Annotated in this window: 18 protein-coding genes and 1 pseudogene; 6 read left to right on the top strand and 13 right to left on the bottom strand. The window is 41.1% G+C overall.

Annotation, left to right across the window (positions count from 1 at the left end; genetic code table 11):
- The first annotated feature begins 140 nt into the window (after positions 1-140).
- The 3 genes from HMPREF0669_RS00510 to mobC all read left to right on the top strand — a co-directional run bounded on the left by HMPREF0669_RS00510 (position 141) and on the right by mobC (position 3,921).
- The gene (locus tag HMPREF0669_RS00510; RefSeq protein WP_009228960.1) at positions 141-527 is read left to right on the top strand and encodes a hypothetical protein; all 387 of its coding nucleotides are present in this window, start codon (positions 141-143) and stop codon (positions 525-527) included.
- Between the two features lie 16 nt (positions 528-543).
- Complete coding sequence (gene mobB / locus HMPREF0669_RS00505) at positions 544-1,827, top strand: conjugal transfer protein MobB (RefSeq protein ID WP_009228961.1); 1,284 nt, start codon at positions 544-546, stop codon at positions 1,825-1,827.
- Between the two features lie 90 nt (positions 1,828-1,917).
- Entirely contained in the window at positions 1,918-3,921 is a 2,004-nt protein-coding gene (gene mobC / locus HMPREF0669_RS00500; protein WP_009228962.1) for a conjugal transfer protein MobC, read from the top strand.
- Between the two features lie 266 nt (positions 3,922-4,187).
- Here the strand turns inward: mobC and HMPREF0669_RS10005 are convergent, their stop codons facing one another.
- The 4 genes from HMPREF0669_RS10005 to HMPREF0669_RS00480 form a co-directional block, all read right to left on the bottom strand.
- Entirely contained in the window at positions 4,188-4,502 is a 315-nt protein-coding gene (locus tag HMPREF0669_RS10005; protein ID WP_009228963.1) for an RteC domain-containing protein, read from the bottom strand.
- 83 nt (positions 4,503-4,585) lie between these two features.
- Positions 4,586-5,566, bottom strand: a complete 981-nt coding sequence (locus HMPREF0669_RS00490) for an AraC family transcriptional regulator (RefSeq protein ID WP_009228964.1) — start codon at positions 5,564-5,566, stop codon at positions 4,586-4,588.
- Positions 5,567-5,692: 126 nt separating this feature from the next.
- A complete protein-coding gene (locus HMPREF0669_RS00485) occupies positions 5,693-6,874 on the bottom strand; it encodes a hypothetical protein (RefSeq protein WP_009228965.1) in 1,182 nt (393 codons plus the stop codon).
- Between the two features lie 18 nt (positions 6,875-6,892).
- Positions 6,893-9,268 carry a TonB-dependent receptor gene (locus HMPREF0669_RS00480; RefSeq protein ID WP_020967876.1) on the bottom strand — a complete coding sequence of 792 codons (2,376 nt, stop codon included), beginning with the start codon at positions 9,266-9,268 and terminating at the stop codon, positions 6,893-6,895.
- A gap of 199 nt (positions 9,269-9,467) precedes the next feature.
- Between HMPREF0669_RS00480 and HMPREF0669_RS00475 the strand changes: the two genes are divergently transcribed.
- The 3 genes and pseudogenes from HMPREF0669_RS00475 to HMPREF0669_RS00465 form a co-directional block, all read left to right on the top strand.
- Positions 9,468-11,213, top strand: coding sequence for an ABC transporter ATP-binding protein (locus HMPREF0669_RS00475; RefSeq protein WP_009228967.1), 1,746 nt, complete (start codon positions 9,468-9,470; stop codon positions 11,211-11,213).
- Between the two features lie 2 nt (positions 11,214-11,215).
- Positions 11,216-12,913, top strand: coding sequence for an ABC transporter ATP-binding protein (locus HMPREF0669_RS00470; protein ID WP_009228968.1), 1,698 nt, complete (start codon positions 11,216-11,218; stop codon positions 12,911-12,913).
- A 170-nt stretch (positions 12,914-13,083) separates the two neighbouring features.
- Positions 13,084-14,027 (top strand): annotated as a pseudogene (locus HMPREF0669_RS00465) (IS5 family transposase); the annotation flags it as partial.
- A 283-nt stretch (positions 14,028-14,310) separates the two neighbouring features.
- On the opposite strand, the gene HMPREF0669_RS00460 reads toward HMPREF0669_RS00465, so the two are convergent.
- From HMPREF0669_RS00460 to HMPREF0669_RS00420, 9 genes are read right to left on the bottom strand one after another with little or no spacing between them, the layout of a single operon-like run.
- Entirely contained in the window at positions 14,311-16,242 is a 1,932-nt protein-coding gene (locus HMPREF0669_RS00460; protein WP_009228971.1) for a hypothetical protein, read from the bottom strand.
- Positions 16,243-16,272: 30 nt separating this feature from the next.
- On the bottom strand, positions 16,273-17,427 hold the full coding sequence (locus HMPREF0669_RS00455; protein ID WP_009228972.1) for a hypothetical protein: 1,155 nt from the start codon (positions 17,425-17,427) through the stop codon (positions 16,273-16,275).
- Positions 17,387-18,253, bottom strand: coding sequence for a signal peptidase I (gene lepB, locus HMPREF0669_RS00450; protein ID WP_009228973.1), 867 nt, complete (start codon positions 18,251-18,253; stop codon positions 17,387-17,389). The genes HMPREF0669_RS00455 and lepB overlap by 41 nt, the downstream gene beginning before the upstream one ends.
- A gap of 24 nt (positions 18,254-18,277) precedes the next feature.
- Positions 18,278-18,790, bottom strand: a complete 513-nt coding sequence (locus HMPREF0669_RS00445) for a hypothetical protein (RefSeq protein WP_009228974.1) — start codon at positions 18,788-18,790, stop codon at positions 18,278-18,280.
- 10 nt (positions 18,791-18,800) lie between these two features.
- Positions 18,801-21,098 carry an outer membrane beta-barrel family protein gene (locus HMPREF0669_RS00440; protein ID WP_009228975.1) on the bottom strand — a complete coding sequence of 766 codons (2,298 nt, stop codon included), beginning with the start codon at positions 21,096-21,098 and terminating at the stop codon, positions 18,801-18,803.
- Positions 21,095-23,431, bottom strand: a complete 2,337-nt coding sequence (locus tag HMPREF0669_RS00435; RefSeq protein WP_009228976.1) for a hypothetical protein — start codon at positions 23,429-23,431, stop codon at positions 21,095-21,097. Before HMPREF0669_RS00435 ends, HMPREF0669_RS00440 begins: the two co-directional genes overlap by 4 nt.
- A gap of 59 nt (positions 23,432-23,490) precedes the next feature.
- Positions 23,491-23,733: a hypothetical protein gene (locus tag HMPREF0669_RS00430; RefSeq protein ID WP_156860539.1), complete on the bottom strand. Its 243-nt coding sequence runs from the start codon at positions 23,731-23,733 to the stop codon at positions 23,491-23,493.
- 43 nt (positions 23,734-23,776) lie between these two features.
- Positions 23,777-24,247 (bottom strand): hypothetical protein, encoded by a 471-nt coding sequence (locus HMPREF0669_RS00425; protein ID WP_009228977.1) that lies wholly within the window; start codon positions 24,245-24,247, stop codon positions 23,777-23,779.
- A gap of 2 nt (positions 24,248-24,249) precedes the next feature.
- Positions 24,250-25,428, bottom strand: coding sequence for a DUF4221 domain-containing protein (locus HMPREF0669_RS00420; RefSeq protein ID WP_009228978.1), 1,179 nt, complete (start codon positions 25,426-25,428; stop codon positions 24,250-24,252).

Below are 25,428 nucleotides of genomic sequence, written 5' to 3'. Positions count from 1 at the left end.
GGTGGATACTTCAATCGTATCAACTCTTAATATTGGCAAGGTGTGTCTTTGTCCGACAAACTCCGTTTCTGCCGACAAAGACCCTTGCCCCGAAGGGGAGAGAATTACTCCAAAGTCGTAATTAGATAAGGATAAAAACAATGAACGAAAAGATAGAACGATGGGACAGATGGGATACCCGTCTTCCCAAGCCCAAAGACCAGCAACGGGCAATTGATTTGTTCCATAAATCAGGTGCGGAAACCAAGTCGGATTTTGTGCGTGGTCGTATCCTTGGAGAGAGTTTTAAGGTCATCATGGTGGATAAATCCGCTGTGGAGTATTACCGAAAACTCTCAGAACTGACGGCGCAAATCCATAAGATTGGTGTGCTGTATAACCAAGCCGTGCGTGCCATCAACAGCTACCACAGTGTAAAAACTGCACAGATTATGCTTGAAAAATTAGAAAATTTGTCGGCTCAAATCATTGCCTTGCAAGAGCAGGCTATCAATCTAACCATTGATTATAGAAAGAAGAAGTATTGAGAATTTAGTTAGAAAGATGATAGCGAAGATTTCTGCCACAGAGAACCTTGGAGGTGCACTCGGCTACAACTTCAAAAAGGTGGAAAAAGGAGAAGCGAGTATTCTTCTTACCGCTGAATTGTATCAGAGCAAGGAGGGACGTTATACGATAGAGGAAGTGTTTGCAGATATGGAGGCATTGATACCGAAGAACTGCCGTACCAAGAAAATGGTGTTCCACTGTTCGCTCAATCCTCACCCGGACGAGAAACTATCCGATGAAACACTTATGCAGATTGCTAAGGAGTATATGGAAGCACTCGGCTATGGCAAGCAGCCTTATATCGTGTTCAAGCACAACGACATCGCTCGTGAGCATATCCACATCGTATCACTTCGGGTAGACAGTAAAGGAAGGAAGATTGACGACCGCTTCGAGAAGCGAAGGAGCAAGCAGATTACCGATGCCTTGGAAAAGAGGTTTGGTCTCATTCCAAGTTCAAAGATTACTGAGAAGGCTGTAGCAGAAACGCCCAAGGTGGATACCACAAAAGGGAATATCAAGGAGCAGGTGGCAAGCGTTGTTCGCATGGTGCTGAAACATTATCGTTTCTGCTCCTTGGGCGAGCTCAATGCCGTACTGAGTAAATATAATCTTGCCGTGGAAGAAGTGAAGACGGAATTCCGGGGAAAGAAATACGATGGGTTGGTCTATGTTCCGACTGATGACAAGGGGGGCAAGGCAAGCACACCCATCCATGCCTCAGACATCGGCCGTGGTGTGGGCTATACTGCCGTGCAGAACAAGGTGCAGAAATCGAAGCAAGCCATCAAACCACTGATACCAACCATTAGAAGGAAGGTTTTGGGAGTTATGCGTACTTCTCCTGATACAGAAGAAAAACTCCGACAAAGACTGGAGGAACAGGGGTTGCGTGTGACAATCCGAAAGAATGAAAGCGGTCGTATCTATGGCATTACCTTTATTGACGATAAAGAGGGCATTGCGCTCAATGGCTCCCGATTGGGCAAAGGATATGCCGCCAATGTATTCAATGGCTATTTCTCCAATCCAACGGACAACCCATTCTCGGATGAAACGCTGTATGGCTGTCTTTCTGTCCGTTTGGTTCAATCTGCAACCGTTCACCCTTCGCAGCTAAATACGGAGGAAAGCGACAACCTTGTCGATGAACTTATTGAAGATATGGCAGATGGTTCTTTCCTATCTACGGGCAACGATGATTGGAAGGAGGCTGCATGGCAGCGTAAGCTCCGCAAGCAAAGCAAGGTAAATATTAGACAAAAAAACATTAAATAAACAAGCATTTCTATCTCCCCTCCCTTTCTTTCCTTTGGTCAGAGACCGTTGGTTCGGAGGGGTTGGGGGAGGCTACAAAATAATATTATTATGGCACAAGAAGATGATTTAAGGGCATTAGGTAAAGTCATGGACTTTATGCGAGGCATATCGGTGATATTCCTCCTTATCAACTGTTATTGGTTCTGCTACGAGGCATTTCAGCAGTGGCACTTCACATTTGGTATCATCAATAAGATACTGATAAATTTCCAGCGAACGACGGGATTATTTTCGTCTATCCTCTGGACAAAACTCTTTTGCGTGGTTTTTCTTGCTCTCTCATGTTTGGGAACAAAGGGCGTGAAGGAAGAGAAAATTACGTGGCCGAAGATTTGGATGGTGCTTTTCTCTGGCTTTGTATTCTTCTTTCTCAACTGGTGGCTGTTGGTATTGCCCATCGGCAAGATCGGGGTAGCTTCCCTCTATATATTTACGCTGTCCGTTGGCTATATCTGTCTGCTGATGGGTGGCGTATGGATGAGCCGACTACTCAAAAACAACCTGATGGACGATGTTTTCAATACAGAGAACGAGAGTTTTATGCAGGAAACTCAGTTGATGGAAAATGAATACTCCGTCAATCTTCCTACACGCTTCTACTATAAGAAGAAGTGGAACAACGGTTGGATTAACGTGGTCAATCCGTTCCGTGCCTCAATGGTGCTCGGTACACCGGGTTCTGGTAAATCCTACGCTATCGTGAACAACTACATCAAGCAGCAGATAGAGAAAGGCTTTGCCATGTATATTTACGACTACAAGTTCCCGGATTTGTCGGAGATTGCCTACAATCACCTGCTTCATCATTTGGAGTCCTACAAGGTGAAACCGCAGTTCTATGTAATCAACTTCGATGATCCGAGAAAGTCGCATCGGTGCAATCCCATCAATCCTGCCTTTATGACGGATATATCGGACGCTTACGAGAGTGCCTACACCATCATGCTCAACTTGAACCGTTCGTGGATACAAAAACAGGGTGATTTCTTTGTGGAGTCGCCGATTATCTTGCTCGCCGCCATCATCTGGTTCCTCAAAATCTATGAGAACGGAAAGTATTGCACCTTTCCTCATGCCATAGAGTTCCTGAACCGTCCCTACGCACAGATTTTCCCGATACTTACTTCCTACGATGAACTTGCCAATTACCTTTCTCCCTTTATGGACGCTTGGGAGGGCGGAGCACAAGACCAGCTGCAAGGGCAGATTGCCAGTGCTAAGATACCACTATCTCGTATGATTTCTCCTGCACTTTATTGGGTGATGACAGGTGATGATTTTTCGCTTGATATCAATAACCCTAACGAGCCGAAAGTCCTTGTTGTGGGTAACAACCCCGACCGCCAGAATATCTATTCGGCTGCACTTGGACTTTACAACAGTCGTATTGTGAAGCTCATCAACAAGAAGAAGCAACTCAAATCCTCGGTGATTATCGATGAGTTGCCAACCATCTACTTTCGTGGGCTTGACAACCTCATTGCTACTGCACGAAGCAATAAAGTTGCCGTATGTTTGGGCTTTCAGGACTTCTCACAACTTACCCGTGATTATGGAGACAAGGAGAGCAAGGTAATACAGAACACTGTAGGTAACGTGTTCTCTGGACAAGTGGTGGGAGAAACAGCTAAGACACTTTCTGAGCGGTTTGGAAAGGTACTCCAGCAACGCCAATCCATGACCATCAACCGCAATGACAAGTCCACCTCTATCTCCACACAGATGGATAGTCTAATCCCTGCTAGCAAGATTTCTAACCTCACACAAGGAATGTTTGTGGGTGCTGTTTCCGATAATTTCGACGAACGCATCGACCAAAAGATTTTCCATGCAGAGATAGTAGTTGATAGTGCAAAGGTTTCTGCTGAGATGAAAGCCTATCAGCCCATACCTGTGATAGTAGACTTTACAAATAAAGATGGCTCCGATAATCTCAAAGAGACCATCGAAGCTAACTATCGCAAAGTCAAGGAAGAAATTCTCTCGTTAGTTGATTTAGAGATTATGCGTATTAAGAATGATCCGAAGCTTGCTCATTTAATCAAAATGTAATCCTTTCATCTATACATCATTTATTATGGATTTGATTATTCCCAACAAGAATCAAAGGTATGATCTCTGTAAATCTCACCACGATTTCGTTCAAAATTGAGTATATTAATATTATAGCCTATTTTCTCATAATGCATTAAATACGGAAACAAGTGCTTCCAACCTCAGAGGATATAGCCAAAAAGTTGGAAGTGCTTATCAAAGAATGAATGAAGGGAGATATTACAGAGTCGGAATATCTCCCTTTTGATTTACTACTTCTTGAACTAGCCGCCTTTCAGGTCGCTCCCCACCATCCGCTTATTGATTTTTTCACGGAGTTCGTCAAGAAAATAAGTGCGACTGTCATCTTTGCGATGCTTTATATTCATATATACGTTGTAGCAGTTCTTTATCTCCACTCCGAAGATTTCAGAGAGTGTGTGTGCCAATTCCTCCATACCAATTTCTCCATTACTGATACAATTGCAGGTATCGAGAGCATACAAGAGTTCGACTAAATAATAAACAGAAATACCAAAAGACAATGATAAAATTGTTACTCTGGCAAAAAAATGAAACTTAAATGTCGTTATTTTCATTGCCTGATGTTTTTGCAGGCTAAGTTCGAAAGATTGTTTAGGGCAAAATAACCCTCAAAATGCAAGTAATATTTGTGTAAAACTTATAATGAATCAAGATATTGCTTAGGTTTCATCCTGTGATATTTGCAGAAAGCCTCTGTGAAATGACTGAGGTTAGTATATCCAACTTTATAGCCTACTTCTGACACCGAGTAGAGGCGAGTGGAAAGCAGTCGTTTTGCCCATTCCATCTTTTCGGATAGGGCATATTCTGCGATGGCTTTTCCAATAACCTGCTTGAAGCACTTTTGTAATTTGGAACTGCTCATATTGGCTTCACGCGCCAATTCGGGAATACTCGGTACATTACTGAGACTTTGAAGAATCTGGCGACGAACACGGAATACTGATTCAACATCATTCAAGTTTAGGTTGGCAAGAGATTTTACTTCCGAACGTTTTTCGAGCTTTTCAAGGAACATTGTCAGTAATTCCATAGTTTTTCCATGCAAATGAAGCGTTGAAAAAGGATTGTTGATTTCAGTTATAGACTTAATGTTATCCAAGACCTGTTGCATTGCAGGTGTAATGGTCTCAAACAAATAAAAAGCCTTGTCCGATTGGAGAAGCCGACCGATATAGGTTTCATGTGCTGCATCAATCTTCTCAATCCAATCCTTATTGAAAGTCAGTGTAATATTTTCGTATCGTTTCTTTGGAGGAAAACTCCACTCAGTCGGGATGCTACTTGAAGGCATGAAAATGCCATCGAGCGTGTCCACTCCGACCGTTTTTGTACTTGTTCCAATTATCTGCTCGTGTTTATGCTCATTGATATAGAACATGACAGGAATCCATTTCGAGTTTTCTACTGAGCGACGTATCATAGTTATCGGCTCGTACGCTACGAAACTGATATAAGTCAATGTTAACCATGGCAGAGGATAATATTGTTTGAAGAATCCACTACCAATAGAAGAAGGAATGGTAAATCCATCGTTTATTACTGATGTGCCAAATTGTTCGGCAACCATTTCCATCCAATCTTCAGGCTTATTGATTGCACAAAATTCTATGGTCATTTTATCATGTCTTTTTGCAAAGTTACAAACAAACACGGATAAAAACTTGAATTATTGCAAGTTTTTATCCGTATTACTCTCAAAAAAAGAACCAATAGCTCCATGAGAAATGTTTTTAATGAGAGTTTACTCAAATGCGACTAAACTTGAAGGAACTCCTATGGCAGTAACAATTGGTTTTTGCGAGCATTCGCCTGTCTTGGTATTGTAGGTGTAATACCCCGTACCATTGTTACATATCATTCCAAAGACGATGAAGTCCTTGTAGCGAGTTATAGCAAAAGAGCCATTGCTGTCGGTCATTGGCAAATCAAGTTTTTCGATGGTTTTGTTCCAAATGTCGATTTTCACAGGTTGGAAGTCTTTCTTGAGTATTCCAAATTCTGTATCCGTTACTTTCACGCAACTATACACAATACCATTACCTGCATAGAAAGACTTAATCATATACTGCCCTGTTTTGCCTATTCCTTTTATGGTTGTCTTCGATAGGTTGAACAGATAATCGCTATCCCATTTGTCGCTTCCTTTGCGGATACGCAGGAAACCTTCCTTATTGGCAACATTGAAGTTGTTACCCGCACTGTAAAAGTAGATGTCACCCCGCTCGTCTATGAAGGCGTCAGAATGGCGGAACAATCCTACAACACTTGTGCGGTTATCTTTGATAACTTCAGTCTTTTTCGTCTTGAGATCAATGATAGCTACCTCTGCTCCAGTACTCGGTACGGAGGTATGAGGTGAATTGAGCTGATTGAGGGCAACATACATCTTTCCATCACGGATGACATTACAGCCGGGATCAGGATTGTTGTCTTGAACCGCATAAGACGAGAGGTCAATTTCATCTTCCTTTTGCAATGTTGAAGTATTAATTAACGCAATTTTTCCACGTCCGTGCAAAGCAACGTATGCCCGCTGTTCATCAACGAAGTTAATTTCTCCGGGTTGAGCCATCTGTTCAAATGTCATAGTACCTGCTTTTATCAGTTCTCCATGGGCACCTCTTGTAAACTTATGTATCTTATCCCCAAATTTCCCTTCGGGTACAAGCACTGTATTACCCTTAGCAAAGAGATAGCAACCGAACCCGAATTCAAATGCTTTCTTATTGTCGGTTGCTTGAGGAGTCAAATCACTGAATGTCCCTACATAAGCACTTTTGTCCACATAATGCACAAAGGTGAAATGTTGCTGAACCTCTTGAGGAGTAGGCGTAGGTTCATCATTTTTGTTACAAGATGTCAGCCCTATGAAGCCGACCAGCATAGCAGAAAAAGCCATACGATTGAAAATAGTTGTATTCATCTTTTTATATTTGTTAAATTAGAAAATTCCTTTTGAGAAGACATATCTGAATTTGAGGTGAAGTGTCCGTCCTGCCAATGGTTGGCGGAATTGGTCCCAAACTTCTTTGTTCATTATATTATGGCATTCCAAGGCTACGGAATATTTGCTTTTGTAGGTCAACAATAGCCCTATGTCATTGACGAAACTGCGGGGAATACGTCGTTTCTGTAATTCGGTAAGTTCCCAGAAGTAGAAGAACTCCTCAGTAAATTTGCCGTCCCAGAAAGCCTTGACATACCAATTCTTGAATAATCGGTTGCTGTGATACTCCACCCCGAAGTTGGCGAACAAATAGGGAATGTTCGGTAGTCGCAATCCTTTTGTCGGATTGGGGGCTTGGGTACCGGGTAAATAGTTCAAGACATCACGCACATCCTGATAAGTTAGATTTCCGTAGGCATAGACCGTTGGCGATATGTCCAATTTTATTTCGGTTTCTATACCTTTAATATGTACCTTTTCTGCGTTTACATATCCAGCTGCCATGTGTTGTTTCATCAATTTTATCATATCGCTTACCTGCATATAAAAGCTGTTCACTTCAAACTGCAATCGCGATAAGCCGAGGACATCATTTTTGTCTATTAAGAACCCCAGATTGAAGTTGTGGCTTTTCTCTGGTCTCAATCCGGCTGCAGGAAAGGTGATGATACCATCACCGAATAGTTCTTGTGAATTGGGAAGGCGTATTGCCCGCTGGTAAGATGCTTTCAAGTGAAAACCTCTGAAGGGCTCGTATTTTATTGCCTCTATCCAGCCTATTTGTGAGGTCGTATTGTTCTTTTTCTTCGGAGCCTCAATCATCTCGTATGAAGTCAAATCTTCTATCTCGGAATGGAGGTGGAAATACTTTGCGGAGAGCATATTCGTCAGTTTCTTATCAAAAAGTTTTGACTCCCAAGTCAACCCCGAAATGAAACTGGTCTTTTTACTGGGAAATCCTCCGATAACAAAACCTGCATGCTGACTTGCAATGTTGTCGCTCGGTTGTCTTCTGGCGTAGTTAATAAGTGTGTTCAGATTCAAACTGTGATTGGCGGACAACTTGTAATCAAAATTGATACGTTCATTGATTTCCAATCCCTTGTCATTCGAGTTGTGAGGAACATCCCCTGTTTCTCCCTGTCCATTCGGACTCGGATATATGTTTCCTTCGAAATCGTGATTAACTCGTGCCGTATCCACAAAATTGTTTGTTGTATGTGAAAGGGAGAAATGGGACTCAAAGTTAAGGCGGTCGTTCAGTATTCCGCTTTTTATCAATTTGTTTTCCAACATAAACATTCCTGATTTGTTTTCGGCATGTTGTATGTTTTTTAAGATACCTTGGATTTCATTGAAACGATTGTAATACCCGAACTCGGTACTAATCTCATCGAGCCAAAGTTTCGTGAAAGCAATTTTTCCCTTCAACATATACGAACGAAAACGGTCGTGGTCACGTCTTACTAACAGATTTTCTCTCTCGGGAACTCTGAAAGAGTAGTCATTCTTTGCAGATGTATAATAACCTCCCGCACCGAGTAGAATGCCACTCTTTGGAAAATTCTTGCGAGAGAAGACACTTCCTTTGTGTGTTTGGTAAGATCCGAATTCATACGAGGCATCTAAATAATCCGTACTAAACTCTTTAGTAACGATATTGACGGCTCCCCCCAATCCATCACATCCGAAACGGGCGGGTATGATACTCTTATAGACTTCTATTCTTTCTATAATGTCTATCGGAATTTCATCAAGAGAAAAAGCCCCGTCAGAAGTACTCATTGGTATTCCGTCCCATAAGATTTGAATGCGGTTTCCTTCCAATCCATGAACAATAATTCTCGAACTGCTCCCCAAGCCACCGGTCTGTCCGACTTTCAAACCTATGGTTTTATTCAAAACGGTTTCTAACGAAATAGATCTGCCTTGAAGTTCTTTCGCATTTATTACAGAAACTGCTTCAGGCGACTCTCTGAGTATTTGTGCTCTTGTTTTTCCTACTACGACAACATCTGCCAGCTCTGTTGATTCCGGGAGAAGTCTTATGGTATAACGCTTCCCATTTGCAGTAATCGTATCGGTAATGGTCTGATAACCGACATAACTTACCATAAGCATAAGTTTTTGATTACTTGATGCACTTAGTTTTGCAATACCTTTCCTGTTTGTAGTCGTACTATTCGTGTACGTTGGAGCATTCAAACCTTTCCATTGTACGGTGGCAAATTCTATACTGTTCCCATTTTCTGCATTAATAACTTTTATTTCTGTTAGTTGCAGTTGTGCAAACATAGGAAAATACCACAACGATAGAAAGCCGACAATGAGCATTCTTTTGTATAAATGGACTATTGAGCTGATTGACATATCATATTTGTTTGTGAGATTCTGTGCAAAGATACTTACCTGCCGAGCAAATAAATAACCCTATTATCCACGCTTATACCCCTATTGTGTTTATATGCGAGCAAATTGTTGTTTTGGGGCAGTATAATGCTTATCGGGGTTATTTTATCCCTGTTTGTTGCCGTACTTTTGCAGCAGAAAAGATCAAAACGACACATATATGGATAAACAAAAAGTCAGACCCCTTGATGAGGAACGGGAGAGCCGTAGCCTGCTCTCCAATGTTGTGGTTATATTGCACCTTATTTTAGGCACACTCCCTATACTGCTTGTAGTGTGGGCGGTTGACAAGTTGATGAATAGTACACTCTCTCCCATAATAGTTTGGGGTATTGGAGGAATAATGATACTATTCGCAATGCTTCGAGGCGTATTCTATGGAACCTCGATTTGGCGTGCACACCAGTCGGCTTACAATGTCCTTACACGATTGAGGTTGCGTATCATAAGTCATCTGCAACGCTTGCCGCTCGGTTTCTTTCAAGAACGGAAAGTTGGCGACTTGGTGAATATTATTAACCACGATGTGGAACAAATTGAAATTTATTTAGCACATGGATTACCCGAAATCCTTTCGGCTACGCTTTTTCCAGCCTTACTCTGGGTAATCATTATGGTGTTAGACTGGCGTTTGGGGCTGTCGCTCATTTCTCTTTTACCTGTGGCATTTCTTCTGCAAATGGCTGTCAAAACACTTTGGGGAAAGAGCTTTCAACACTTTATGGAAAGTACGCAAAAAATGTCGGAAGACCTTTTGGAATATGTGGCTACCATATCGGTAATCAAAGCCTTTAGTAACGAGGAAAACAGAACGGAACGGGTACTTGGTGGTATGCGCGACTACATCCGTTGGGTAAAGCGGAGCATGTTTAGCCTTACCGTTCCCATGACATTGATAACGATGTTCTTGGAAGGTGGTATCGTGGTAATGACTCTTATTGGACTATGGATGATGAGTTCGGGCGAATTAACTGTAGCTCGTTTTATCCTTGCCTTGATATTGGGCGGATTGTTCTCGTCCTCCTTTGCTAAGTTGGCTACATTCCAACATTTCCGAATCATCTATGGTCAGTCGTTGGCAAAAGTACAGTCCATTACAGAGGTACAGACAAAGGAAACTGCGGACAAGAAAACAGATACGACACAGACGGATGTTTGTTTCGAGCATGTTACATTCTCCTATCCAAACAAGAAAGACAATGCGCTGAAAGATGTATGTCTTCAATTTCCGAGAGGAAGCCATACTGCTATCGTCGGCGAGTCAGGGTCGGGAAAAACCACGCTGGCAAGTTTGATGATGGGGTTCTGGCACCCCCAAACAGGGACTATCCGACTGGGAGGAGAGAATATTATGGAATTCTCCGAACGTAATATCGCTGATTATTTTTCGATGGTACAGCAGGAGGTTTTTCTCTTTAACACAACCATTCGAGACAATATCCGTATTGGAAGACCTACCGCCACACAAAAGGAAGTGGAAATGGCAGCAGAGCGTGCTCATATTCATGATTTTATCATGGGCTTGCCGAATGGTTATGATACGCTGGCAGGCGAAGCCGGCATAAAATTCTCTGGCGGAGAAAAACAGCGTATTTCCATTGCTCGAATGTTGCTCAAAGACTCTCCAATAATTATTCTCGATGAAGCCACTGCCGCATTGGACGGAGAGAATGAGAAACTAATCCAAGAAGCTCTTGATGAATTGCAGCGCAACAAGACCGTCATTACCATTGCCCATCGTCTCAATACGATTCAGGATATGGAGCGTATTGTTGTGATGGACAAAGGGCAGGTTGTGTCAAAAGGAACACACCAAGAACTGATGAAAGACTGTTCTCTGTACCGCAATATGACGGAAACGCAAGAGCAAGTAAGTAAATGGCAATTAAAAGAAGAGGAGGAATAAGAATGGTACGCAATATACTGAATGAATTGACCGCTAGCGGAGTTCGGCATCTAATTATCTCCGCACTGTTTTTCGTGGTTTATGCCCTTTGCGGCACGGCGATAATGCTCACAGTCTTGTTTCTCATCGACCGTCATATACATGGAGAAAGCATCTCTTTCATTTCGGCAGCATGGGTACTCGGTAGTCTGCTGGTCTTGAAAACCATATCCAATGCCATTGCCGATATGAGTAAGCATTTTGCCGGATTTGATCTTGTGGAACGTATCCGCGAGAAAATCATACTGAAACTGAAAATGTTCTCACTCGGCTTCTATACCAATGAGCGTCTGGGAGAGATAAGTACAATCATTCACAAAGACGTTGATAATATGGAAATGGTAGTAGGACATCTATGGACACGGATGTCTGCCGACTTCATTGTAGCTCTAATACTCGATATTGGACTATTTTGTGTGGATTGGCGCATGGCATTGACAATGGTAGCCATTCTTCCTATTGCCCTGTTTTCTCTGTATCGGGGCATTCGCTCGGGAATGAAAGCACAGGAAGAGTCTCAGGACAATCTGGCAGATATGGTCAGCCTCTTTGTAGAATACGTCAAGGGCATTCCGGTTTTGAAAGTGTTTGGAGGAAAAGGAATGTTCCGTGACAGACTTGACCACTCTGTCAGTGAATTTGGAGAAAGCAGTAAGAATACTTCTCGTTTGGCAGCTGTGAGTGTGGGCAGATACACTTTCCTGATAGAATTGGCTTTCGCTCTGATGGCTACAATCGGTCTTTGGTGGACACTGCAGGGGGAACTTTCTCTTTTCGCTTATTTAATGTTTATCATCGTCTCAAAAGAATTCTACAAACCTTTTGTCAATATGGAGAGTCATTGGCTGAATTACATCAAGGTAAAAGATAGTTACGGACGCATTTCCCATTTATTGAATGCTCCTGTTATCACCAATCCTGAACAGCCGAAAACAGCAACCCATTTCAATCTTTCCTTTGACAAAGTGGATTTCCATTATGAGAAGGAAGGTTTTGAGATGAAAAATCTCACGTTCCATGTTCCCGAAGGAACGGTAACGGCACTTGTCGGATCGTCAGGTTCTGGTAAAACAACCATTACCAGCCTGTTACTTCGTTTTTGGGAACCGCAGAACGGCAGTATCCGTATCGGTGGTTTAGACATTCGAGAAATGGACTATGATTATCTACTCGGTAAAATCAGTGTGGTGATGCAGAATGTTATTCTCTTTTCAGACACCATTGCCAATAATATCAAAGTGGGCAACCGCAATGCTACGCAGGAAGAAATCGAGGAAGCTGCACGACGGGCGATGATACACGACTTTATCGTCAGTCTGCCGGACGGTTATGAAACAAAAATCGGAGAAAACGGTTTAGGACTGTCCGGAGGTCAGAAACAAAGGCTTTCAATTGCCCGTGCGTTCCTCAAAGATGCTCCCATTATTCTTTTGGACGAGATAACGAGCAATGTTGATCCTGTCAATGAATACAAGATACAGCAGGCAATGTCTGCCCTTATCCGAAATCGCACTGTCTTGGTCATTGCCCATCATTTGCAAACCATCCGTAATGCTAATCAAATTATTGTGATGGACAAGGGACACCTTGTAGAGAACGGGACGCATACAGAACTTGCAGCAAAAAACGGAATGTACTGCAAATTGCTGTCTATGCAATAATCTAATCAATGAAAAATATGGAGGTATGGAGTTTGATCCATACCTCTCTTTTTGCCACTTTCATCCATATCAACGCCACAAGTACGCAGTTATTTCCAACTGCTAACATGCACAGTTTCTTTGATTTACCTTTGCCCATACACCGCTATTGGTGTCATTAAATACATTGTAAGATAGTATTAGCAGAGAGTATCCCTGTTAATACAGACCATGGTAACGAAGATCGTTTTGATACGGTTTTCATTGATTCTACCGTGCAGGAGAAGAATATAACCTATCCTACAGATGCAAAGTTGCATAAAAAGATAACCAAAAACGCTCTGAAGATAGTTCATGACAATTGTCTTCCTCTACGACAGAGCTATAGGCGTACGTTGAAAGGAATTTACCGTTCTCAACGTTTTCGTAATCATCCCAAGAATCATAAGAAAGCTCTTAAGGCAGATCGTTAACTGAAAACCATAGCAAGTAGATTAGTAAGAGATATAGAGCGTAATCTTGGGGAAAGGATATGAGAATATGTTTGAGCTATATTACAGAGTTCTTTATCAGAATAGGAAGTCAAAGAACAAAGTATATTCTCTGCACGAACCAAATGTTGTTTGCGTCAGCAAAGGTAAGTAACATAAGCAATATGAGTTTGGTAATAAAGTATCTATTCTTCGCTCGAGGTCAGGACTTATTCTTGGTGCATGTCCTTTTAGGAATGAATATGATGGGCATACTATCGAAAAGACGTTGAAAAAAACAAAGGATGACAGGAAAGCAGGTTGATAAATTAGCAGTTGAGAGAGGGTATAGAGGTGTAAAGCAGATTGGGAAGACAAAGATACTCATCCCAGACATTCCTAAAGCTAAAGACAGCTACTACCAAAAGAGAAAGAAACACAAACTATTTTGTAAACGAGCTGGCATAGAACCAACCATAGGACATTTTAAAGCAGACCACCGATTATCTCGCAACTTTTATAAAGGTGTGAAAGGAGATGCTATCAATGTCTTATTAGCTGTGGCAACATATAACTTCAAAGAACTATGAGAGTTCTTTTGTACCTTATAAAAAGAATCAGTATAGAGATTGTTAGTACAAACTTTGCTGAGATATAGTTTTTAAGGGATGACTAAATATGTTTACGCTTCCAGTTGGCTTGCACAACTGGAAGAATAGTGGAATTGTAAATCACTGAAATTAAGAAGACGACTGAGAAACTTTGGAGAAGACAATGCTCAGGGAGATTGTCAAGCCCAATCTGGTTTATGCTGACAAGAACTATGAACTTTGCAAGTACAGAGACACACTTGGCTAGATGAAGTCGAAGAAACGCATAAGACACAAGAGAGCACAGGTTGATATTCTACTTGAACTCCGACTTAAATGAACAGATTGTTCAAGAAATCTACCTAATATCCTGCACAAAAATTTGCTTACCATCTTGATAAATAAAAACCTGCTCCTCTTTTCCATGAGTAAGATTTCTTAGCCACAGCAAAACATTCTGAGGAGCATAGAAGGAAATATTCTTCCCTGTTGCCTTTTGGCGTCCTAAAGTTTTCCATCCATTAACTCCATCTTGATAGAATAGTTCATAAACATCTCCCGGCCAAATGAAATTACCATCATTGCGAGGATAAAAATCAATACACTTAATGCATGAATTATGAGGTAATTCATATACTATAGAATCATAACCACTTTTCCATCTAAAGGCTGAAAGCATATCATTGTCAATGATATGTTCTGGTTTATAAATTGGATCAATCGGAGAAATCAATTTTAATGAGACTTTTTTAGAGCATAGTGAATCTGAGTAGATATCTATATCAGCAAGCTCTATAGTTTTTTTTTCTAATATCTTATATCTTAAATACTTAAATTTGTGATTTCCTCTTAACATTATTCTATATTTGCAATAAGATAAAGTATCCTTAAATTCATATAGCAGTCTTGCCTGACGAAAGTCTTTGAAATTGCTAGCTTCTATTCTACTCCCTATTATATTTTCATATAACCATTTCCGAACCCTAGGAACTAAAGGCATTTTCCGTTCAAGTGTTATTTTTTCCCACTTTCTCTTTTCTTTTTTTAGCATAGAATATCCTTTCCCTGCTGAATAATAGATAAAAGGATAACCTGCAGGTTCACACCTTTTATTATCAGTAAATATCAATGGTTGGTAAATTATATTTGGTTCGATATTTCTAAATACAGCAGAGTCCTTTTTACCAGAGCCTATATCTACAGCCTTCCATCCTTCTGGAGTAAATACACCTAAATATATACTTGAATATCTTTTCTGTATTGGTACTTTTACAGAATCAGGACCAAAGTAGTTCGCTGTGACATCTTTTAAATAAAAATTCTGCAAATCATTAGGTATCCGATCTACATCTGAAAATTTATCTCTTTGTTCGTTTTGCAAGCCATAGCAAAATCTATATATTTTTCCTTTTTTACGCCCGTCTGTTTGTAAAGTATCTCTTTTGGGGGTTAGCCCATCATAACCAAATTGTAGGAATATGCCTGTGGTATCTCTAAGTGTAAGCCATTGGTGTGATCCCCGGTAATCAGGAGCATATTTAAAATGCTCTGCGGCGACAGGGATACCACATGACCGCATAGCGTATAATCCTAAATCGCAATTTTCCCTACAATATCCAATTCGGTTATTGTATAAGAAAATTGCGTCCATATGTGGTAAAGATAATTCTGAATAAAATTTACAGCCTTGTTTTTGTAGCTCTTCATTAATAATATTACAAGCCTCTACAACATCACTTCCATGATAAAGAGAATCTAACAAATGGGCATAATACGATTCATATAGAGACCTCCAGTCTGTTAAAGATTCATTACCAATACGATAAGGTAATAACAGTTCACAAAAATCATCAAAACTTAGTTTCTTATTCCAAGGACGTTTTTTCCAAGAGATAAAAGCCTTATCAATATTATTAATAAGATACTGTGCTGTGATTTTCTTAGAGTCATACACTTTATGTAATGAGTGGAATGTAAAATCCTTCCATCTGTTTTTTTGTCTCTCTGTCATTTCATGAACATTGTCAGTGTGTGCAATGTAAGATAAAACAGGTTTGATAGAATCCAATTGCCATCCTTCATAGCTATACCAATGGGGCATATTAGAAATCAAGAATTTTGCTGCCTTTAATTTTTCAGGATCATTACGATAATGAAGAAGGACGCTTTCCAACTCTCTACGATTATCTTCTGCAAATTCCAGGGCTAATTCTAGCTGACTCTCGTTTAATGTCTCTGTTGTACATGCGGCGAGAATAAATATTAAGATTATATATAATGATTTTTTCATGTCATATAATTAGTATTCGCTCGAAAACAATTAGGCAATTCTTATTACCGCCAGATTTGTTGTTAAACATATATTCAAATAGACAAGATGAAGCCAAAAAGTGATCTTTTGGAAAGGCGTAAGACAAAGTTTTCTAAAGAGTTTCATTACGTTCTTGACAAAGCTGCACATCCCTGTCCAGAATCTTGCCGTGTCCAGGATCGTGGTTCTTATGTTGTCCACCCAGAAAATCCTCTTGTCAGTGCCGAAGAAGCATTCAACCTCGTTCCTGCCTCCTATGGTCTTAGCCATGTTCCTGTAATATTCAGGCGTGAGGTCTTGTTTGGGTGGTCTTCCGAGCGGTTTGCTGTAAGTTCGTATTTCCATGTCCTTCAATAAATCCCTATTGGCTTTATTTATGTAGATCTTGTTGGCTAGGAGAGTGGCGGGAAGGAAGTCGAACCTCCCCTTGTAAAGTTCTATCTTCAGTTTCATGTCGGCACGTTCTTTATAGGCATCTCCGCTGTAATGGTCGATGAAGGTGTATGCCTCATATACACTTGCACCGACTTTCGCTCCAAACTCCGTTTTGGCCTTCGCTTTGCCGCAGTCTATCGGTCTTACATGGGGCTGGAAGGCGCTGACGGTGCGGTCAGCGCATGTGTTGACGTTGTTTTCAAGTATCCTTCGCCGTTGATAATATGTCGCAAACGCTACATTGAGAATATTCCACTCATGCCTCGCCAAGAGTTCCTTGCTCCCTACATGTTCTACAAAGTTTTCCAGAATACGGTCAAGGTCTTTGTCTAGGCGGTTGAATATATAGGACTTGGTGTCCCTAACGAGCTTCCCTCCTCTTTTCTTCATCCCGAACAGGCAAAGATGCCATGTGTCCTTGTTACTGGTTCTGAAAGGCTTGATGTCAAGAGTCTTGCAAAGTTTCCATATGTACCAGTCGACGACCTTGCATCTATCGTGGATGATGTCAACATCCACAGGGTAGCGAACTTCAGCGTTGGCACAGGTCGCCTTGATTTTCAGTATCTTGCACCGTTCTTTCTTGAGAAACCGCACGGTCATATCGTTAATCTCCTCCTCCGGCATACGCTTCTGTGTTATAACGAAAAGACAAGGAGCGAATATCAGTTCGTACTTCAGTTCATAACTAAATAGTATGAAGTACTCTATTCCATTTAATCCCATCATTTCCTACCGAATTTAAAATCAAACAAACCTTCCCTACAATAAACTCTTTTGGAACAAGCCCCCAGTGGCGTGAGTCAATAGAAGAGGACACATTATCTCCTGCCATAAAATAATAATCATGCTGAAATTTATATCTATCTACAAAGATATTATTTAACATTATTTTTTCTTTGCTGCAACTAATATGCATTTGAGTTTCCCATTCAATAATGTTCTTATATAGAATAAAGTTCTTTCTGTTGAGAGGTATTGAATGACCTTTCTTGGGTATATATAAAGGACCGAATTGCATTATATTCCATCTAAATGTTGTATCATACAGAAGTGTCTTATAAAAGAAATCCTTTGAATCGTGTGGGATGTTGATTTCTGCAAGATGTCGTTGCATTACAATATTTCCCAAATTCTTTTTCAGGCCTTTTATCTTATATATGCCTTTATCAATGTATATACTATCACCAGGTAAAGCGATGCATCTTTTTACATAATACATTGTTGAGTTCATTTTTATCTTTTCCCATTTATTCCAAATTTCATATGGAAAATTAAATACAACGATGTCATTTCTTTCTATATCACGTTCACCTAGCACGCGAACAACATGCAAGGGTTTAGAAGGATTTTTTACTAAGAAATTATAAATTCTAGCACCTAAAACAGGCTTCCAAACAACTATTATATCACCAGGTTCTAGTGTGGGATACATTGACATGCTATTAACTTTGAAAAAAGAAAAAAGAAAAACAGAACCTATAATATATGTTAGTATAATTCCCAATACTATCCACCCAACCCTATAAAATTTAGTCTTTATTGATTTGAGCATAAAACTCCTCATCTTAATTATATACTATTTATATTGAGATATTTTATCGAAATATTTCTTTTTTATCCTTGCAGATTGCAAAGGATGTCCTTCTAATACAATCCTATTATCTTTATCTAGCAAGCATACATAATCTCCATTTAAATTATTCAATTTCGCAAACCTCCCTTTGATGTCAATACATACAGGATAATCAAATTCTTCTGACTCCAGTAGATATTTAAGTTCCTTGATGCTACGCGGCTGAAGATAGAAAAGAAATGAAACTCTTCCATTGCTAACTTTTCGGACATCATCTATATAGAATTTCCACATATCCAGTTGCAGTTTACATCCTGTACATCCTGTAGAATCAGCATACATTACAATTTTCATAGATGTTTTTTTTAGATTAGCACTAGGAATTTCTTTACCTAAACATACGAATTTCTCATATTTCGGGAAGCGGATTTGGCGCTCCCTAGTATTTACTTGGCTATTAGTACATGATGCTAAAACCAAGTATGTAAAAATCAGGAAAACGAACTTTCTCTTCATTTGTTATTTACTATTTCTGGTTTCTTGGATTCCCATCTATGATGATGTCATCGTTTGATATGCTCTTCGATGTGCGTTTCACCTTATCATGCAGCTTTCCTATACGCAGGCTGACGTTTATACCGAAGCTGCGATAGTCACGTCTTACATTCGTAAAGCGATTTGTAAAGTCGGCAGTTTCGGTAAGCTGTTCTATACGCAAATCATTTTGGAACAGATTATTTCCATAGACGGTCACCGTCAGCCTGTCGTCTTTCAAGAAAGAACGAATCAGCATAAGACGGTACATCATGGAGCCTTCGGTATACCCTTGCAGATTTAAGCTTCGGCTGTTCAGCGAACAACCTGCCACCATTCTCAACCTCCACGGCAGGTTCTTCTGTAAATTGACCGAAAGACTGCTTGAATATCCATTATTATGCTGTCCCAGCTGTGAACTTTTAAGATTGGTATATGCTCCGTTTGCATTGACATTCAAGGTGGCGCTCCCAGAGAGTGCCCACCGGATGTAAAGGTTCAGATAAACATTACTTCTCCTGAGCAGATTGCCATACGTGGAGATAAGGGTGGCATCTTCCTCTGTTACCATATTGTCGGTCAGGGAGACAGGATTACCCCAATAGGAGTAGCCGATGATGCCACGATCCTGTAAGTCGAGTCCTGCCGTCATGTTTATTCCAAAGCGCCGGGCAAACGAGTTGAACGAGAGGCTCAGGTTATGCGAGGATGATGTGGTCAGGTCAGGGTTTCCTGTCTTGATGACTGTAGGATTCGTCCGGTCTACATAGGGATTCAGATTCCAGATGTTGGGGCGTGATATGCGCATGGCATAAGAGAACGTGAGCATCCGTGTCTCCCCTATACGGTAGCCGATTGACAAGGAAGGGACCACGTTATCAAATTGCGCACCGAAACTTTCATGACGCGTCAGGAGGTTATCTTCAGGATAGCTTACTTTCTGCGAAGAATGCTCATAACGCAATCCCATCTTTCCTGATATTTGCTTGTGCTGTATGGCATATTCCGTGTATGCGGATGAAATATCAGTCCTCTGTCTGTAAGAAAGAAACTGACTCTGATCTTCCTCAAAAGGGTCTTCCGTACCTGCCGTTCTTGTAGCTTCGACATTGTCACTCTTATGGCTGCGATGGATGTATTTAGCCCCCACACTCCATGTATGCTTTCCACCTCTGGTTACGGTATAGTCTATCTGACTGGTATGTTCGTCCATATGCAGATCGGACGTGGTACACCGGTCCTTGAAACTTAAATCCGGTGTCTGGCCTTTTTGCCAGTAATAAAGGCTGGAGGACATAACGGTGGAAGGTACTGCTGAAAAGCGATACGACAGCGTTATGACACCGCCATGTCTGCCAAACGTGTGCTGGTAATCGATTCCTGCGTACAGGCTGTTAATTCGATTGCGTGACGCATGCTCATTATCGAAGCTGTATCTATGCCCACCATTGCCGTCGTACATATCAGTGTGCATGTCCGTCCGGCTTTTCCCTGTGTAGTTCTCTACTCCTGCCGTAATACTGAGCAAGTGGCGGCTGTCAAACTCATAGCTGCCGCCCAATTCCATGAAATGGGCGGGTGCCTTGACCTGATAATCAGAGTAGGAGTGCATCTGTCCTGCTGCCGACAGCGTTTTACCTGTGCGTTCCGTCTCTTGCCATGCCTTGGGTGGTCTTGAATAGCTTACTCCGTCCGTGACTGACAGGGTTAATTTCCCGACCTTGGCCAGGCCTGACACGTTTGCGTTTTGTGCTATATTCATTATTCCCACGCCTAGACTGACGTTGTAGCCTTCCAGCTTCGAACTGCCTAACGTAATGATGTTGAGTATCCCTGCCACGCCCTCCGCATCATATTTGGCACCGGAATTCGTAATGACTTCTATCTTCCTGACGGTCGAAGCGGGGATGGTCCTCATCATCTCCGTGGGCTTGTTGCTCATCATGGTGTTTGGCTTGCCGTTCACATATACCTTGAAATCAGTACTGCCCTTTACTTTCACGACATCATTCCCCTCTACCGTAACCATAGGCACCTTCCGCAGCATTTCCAACAGCGTCATGCTCCTGCTGTCGGGATCATCGGCTGCATGATAGGTTATCCTATCGAGCTCTGCCTTTATCAGCGGACGTGAGGCACTGACCTGTACCCCCTTCAGATGTACGATAGAGTCTCTCATCTGACTGAGGGTGTCATTGCGAGTCTGTGCAGAGGCACCCCCCGTACTGGCTATGTACAGCAGCATGAATATCAGCCCTACTGTCCGGCTTTCAGCTATTCTCGTCTTCATTCTTCCATGGTTTTTGATACATGAAACTCAAAAGTGTTACTGCCTAACAGTCCCAGGCCATCGGTACCTTCCACGACTCCTATAAATTGCGTATTGATGTCGGAAGTCCAGAATGGCACGGTGGCATCTCCATTCTTGTCAGTCTGTACGGAGGGACTCCATAGCAATGTATTCTGCGCATCGGGTAGCGAGGACAGCATCGCCACGGAATCGGGCGTATAGAACTCGCGTTGGCCATAGTAGCCCTTGACACGCGTGATGTTATTCATACGGAGCAATTCCTCATCGGTGTAGATAGGACCCTCATACTTTATGTCCTCGACATCTTTGACGATCCATATTCCCTGTGTATTAGGTTCGTATTTTATAATCCGATACATCTTTCCGATAACGGGTTTCCTCCGAACATTTAAAGTATCTCTACTATGTTGAGCACATTGGACAGGTGCTCTTCCATCTCCCAATAAGTGGGAATATCCCTCTTTGTAGTTTTCTAAATAGTCGTGTTTGCAGACCCATGGGCCTAAATTTATATTTACCAGGCTATCCAGCCTCCCCATGAACTTATCCCTGAAGGGAATCCTGCGCTTCCTGGTGACAAGTACCTCGTTCAGCAGCACTGTCCCTGTCTGGGTTGTGACAAGCTCCGCGTCTTTCTTTTCTTTCTCGACATTGTTCAAATAAGATTGGTATGATTTTTTCGACTTCCTTATGGAGTCTATCAGTACCGTACCATCCGAGAGCGTCAGATGTGGCTTGAACTCTTTTCCCAGAAGTGGCTTGATATAGACATATCCACCCCGAAGTGTATTCATGACAGACACGGGAACAGAGAAGTTGCCCACGGAATCGGTCCATAGGAACTGACTATCCCCGGAAGGTCCGAACACCTGAATCACCTGCTCACCTCCGTTGGTGGTATTTCTTTTCATCTTACGACTTCCCACGGTTTCTCTTCCGATGATGCTGTCACATAGGAATGATTTCCCATGATAGTCCTTCCGACTTTCCTGCCAGGTATACCGCCGCCACCCTTGCGTAAGAAGCAACAGGTCCAAAGCATGCAATCTGTCCGGGTTATTCCGGTCGAAGTAGTAGGCGGGGTGATGAATATTACCACGTATCTGGGTTGAGAGTAAATTATAGGACAGCATCGTTTCCCGGTAGGATTGATTCATGTAAGCTTTGTCAAAGATACTCACGCATATTTCTGCCTGTACCGGTTTTCCCTCGGAATCGGTCACATGTATCCTTACTTTACCTTTATCACGGCGTGAATAGACTTCTTTCGACGGACGAGCTGTTATCGCCAGCTGTTTATCAGGCAAGACATAGAACAACCTTTCAGCTACCGGACGCTGCTGCTCATCGTAAAGGGTTGTCTCGGCAATTCCCTGTCCGATAAACTCGCTCGTAGGCAAAGTGATGATGAGGCTATCCCGAAGTATGCCTTTGGCCCGACAACAGGGCACATTACGCATCTGCACAAATAGAGTTATACGACGGGGCATGCTTCCCTTGGGCTGCCTCACCGAGAACACAACATTTTTCCTGTCTGTGTGTTCCAAATGCATTACCATGCCAGAACGGAGAGATGTGGGAAGAGGAAACTCTTGCCCATTGGTTAGTCGTACCGTGTAGCGGATTCCTTCTTGAGGGACGAACGAAAAGAGCCCCATTCCGTCATGATAGCTTTCTAAGTCCAATATCCTCGCTCCGTTTTCACATAGCCAGCCATTCAAGGGGGCAGGCATACCTTGGTTGTCTGTTGTCTTAAATGCAACATAATTTTTTATACCCTGAACCAGATAGCCCCCCTCCGGATACAAGCCAAGTCTGATGTTGTCTCTCTGCTGTCTAGCTTTCGTGTCTTGTGGTTTCTGTTTGTCGATTCGGTCAACAACCCATATTTTTTGAGGAAAGATGGCTTCTGTGCTGTCTGCATAGAACGAAGACTGAGTATATCCTTCCACCCGGTATTCCCCAGTATTCCATTTCTCCCCGATGAAGACATGTCCCTCAGTCCGCCCACCGGAAATCGGATATTTCTCATTCCACACAAGACTGTCGGTGGAATCATAGATTCTCAGAAAGAGAGTCCGGCTCCTATTCGACAGTGTTAAAAAGGAGCGGTCGAACAGCCATGCTTTGAACCACATATCTTCACCTGTCTCATAGACTCCCTTGCTAAAGAGCATGTATGGCTGGTCCTGAGGCAGTACCGAATGGATTACCTCCAAGTCTTGTGCAGTATCCGGTTGATTCTGACCGAATACAGTTAGGAAGAACGGACCAAACAGGAGAAATACTCCAAGATTTCTACAGGTTCTCATAGGATGCTTCTTACAATTATGAAGCAGGGAGGGCGAACGCACCCCCTGCTAAAATTAGATTACTTGTATGGATCGCAGTCACGATACCCCACTGCGAACACACAGATTCCAGCACCACTCAGGCATTTCCCACTTGCAGACCAGTCTGAAGCTGGTGTACACTCTGCATTCACCTCGGTCGTACTTACAAGATCAGCCAGGCTGATTCCTGAAAAAGACTTTACCTTCCCATTTAGGGTAGCTAAGGATATTGCCACTATTGAACAGAAGGCAATACCAACACTTAGAAGTTTTTTCTTCATAATTAATTGTTTTTGATTTTTAAAAAATATATAGCCATTTGGGCTACTTTGAATTTTCAAGAATTTCTTCAAGATCATATAGTGCGGTAGTTTGGGGCGTTTGAAAAGAGAATTTTGTCACTTTCCCTTTTTCCATTCTAATGACACATGGATATACTGAATTTATTGTAGGTAAATAGAAATCATTACCTCGATCTACATAAATATTTGAATGTTCTTTTATTTTAACCCCTGTTTTGGATTGCAATATTTTCAGTGATGATAAATTTGTCAAGACAAACAATATATTACCATTATTTACATAATTCTTCATAAAGAATTCTCCTTCCTGTATACAGCCTGAGCAACCAGCCCCTGGTATTATGACTATCCATTTATAGGAGTTAGAAATTTGTGCATGATCAATAGCATTGATAAAAAAGCTCTCTTCATCAAAAGTACTTTTCCTATTACATGAGGAGACGATAGTTCCCAGCAGTAAGTATCCTAGTAAAATATAAATATATCTTTTCATAATCAAATCTTCTTAAACACAAAAGTCTTAAAGGTTAAATAATTCTCGTTAAAATCTTTTGGGGTATTATATTCGATATTCAGTCCTTCGGATGTGACAAAGGAGTTTTTCCAGTTCCATTCACCGCATGGTCCTATTTTTGATTCACCAAGATACTTAAAATCTTTATCCATGACAATTATGGATAAAACTTTTTTTTCCTTTGAATTTCCGATTGAAGAATTTGGGACTCCTGCTAACATAAATCTATAATATAGTTTTCGAAAAGAGTCATATAAAATAGCACAATATACATCTTGTCCAATATAGCTTTTTGAGCATAATTCATTTGGTGTTTCCCTTGTATCGTCATAGTCTATGGAGTATATTGTATTTGCATTATTACTACCACCATAGATGCTTTTATACGAGTTTGAGTAAAAATTGGCAAGATATAAACTATGTGATGGAGGAAAGCTTAGGATTAACTGTCCTGTCGGTGAAATCGTGTAAAAAACAGAAGTGAATAGTCCACCTTCCCAATTTACACCATTTCCGTATATCTGTTCTGGATAAGTATGATAATATTTGACTTTTCCCTGTTTTATGTCAATATATGCTGCAAAATGGAATTTTGTAATATCATTTTGGCGTATAGACCAGAAAAGTTGTCCAATTAAAATTAGTTCTCCTCTAATTTTAGAGATTGGATTGACAGTGCTAAGAAGATATTGTGGATAATTATTGGGCCAATCTTTTAACCGACTGTCTTTTAATGGAATCCGTTGGACTATTTTATTTTTATTAAATACAACAAGGTCCATTCTTGCTTTATCCAGCATAAAAAGACTGTCATCTCCACAGATAAAATATCCTGCAGGTTTTATAATGTCATTAGTTTCAGAACCAAAATCGATTTTTTTAATAAATCTTGTCGTCAAATAGTCATAAAAATAAATAGAGGAATTATATTCGTTTAGAAATGTTAATAATCTATGATCTTGATTTTGAATTATTTGCATATATGAAGGTCTTGGTGCAGAAATAGAATCTAATAGAAATTGTTTTTCTCCCTTAAGGACACAACTTATCCTATTTAACAACTTTCCTTTTTGAGGATTTTTTATTTCCTTTATAGGTTGTGAACAAGCTGCAATCATTAGAAATAATGGAAACAATTGTGTAAGTGATAATTTTCTCAT

The organism is Prevotella sp. oral taxon 299 str. F0039, assembly GCF_000163055.2.
Taxonomy (GTDB): Bacteria; Bacteroidota; Bacteroidia; order Bacteroidales; family Bacteroidaceae; genus Prevotella.
This window is presented reverse-complemented; position numbering and strand designations above follow the sequence as displayed.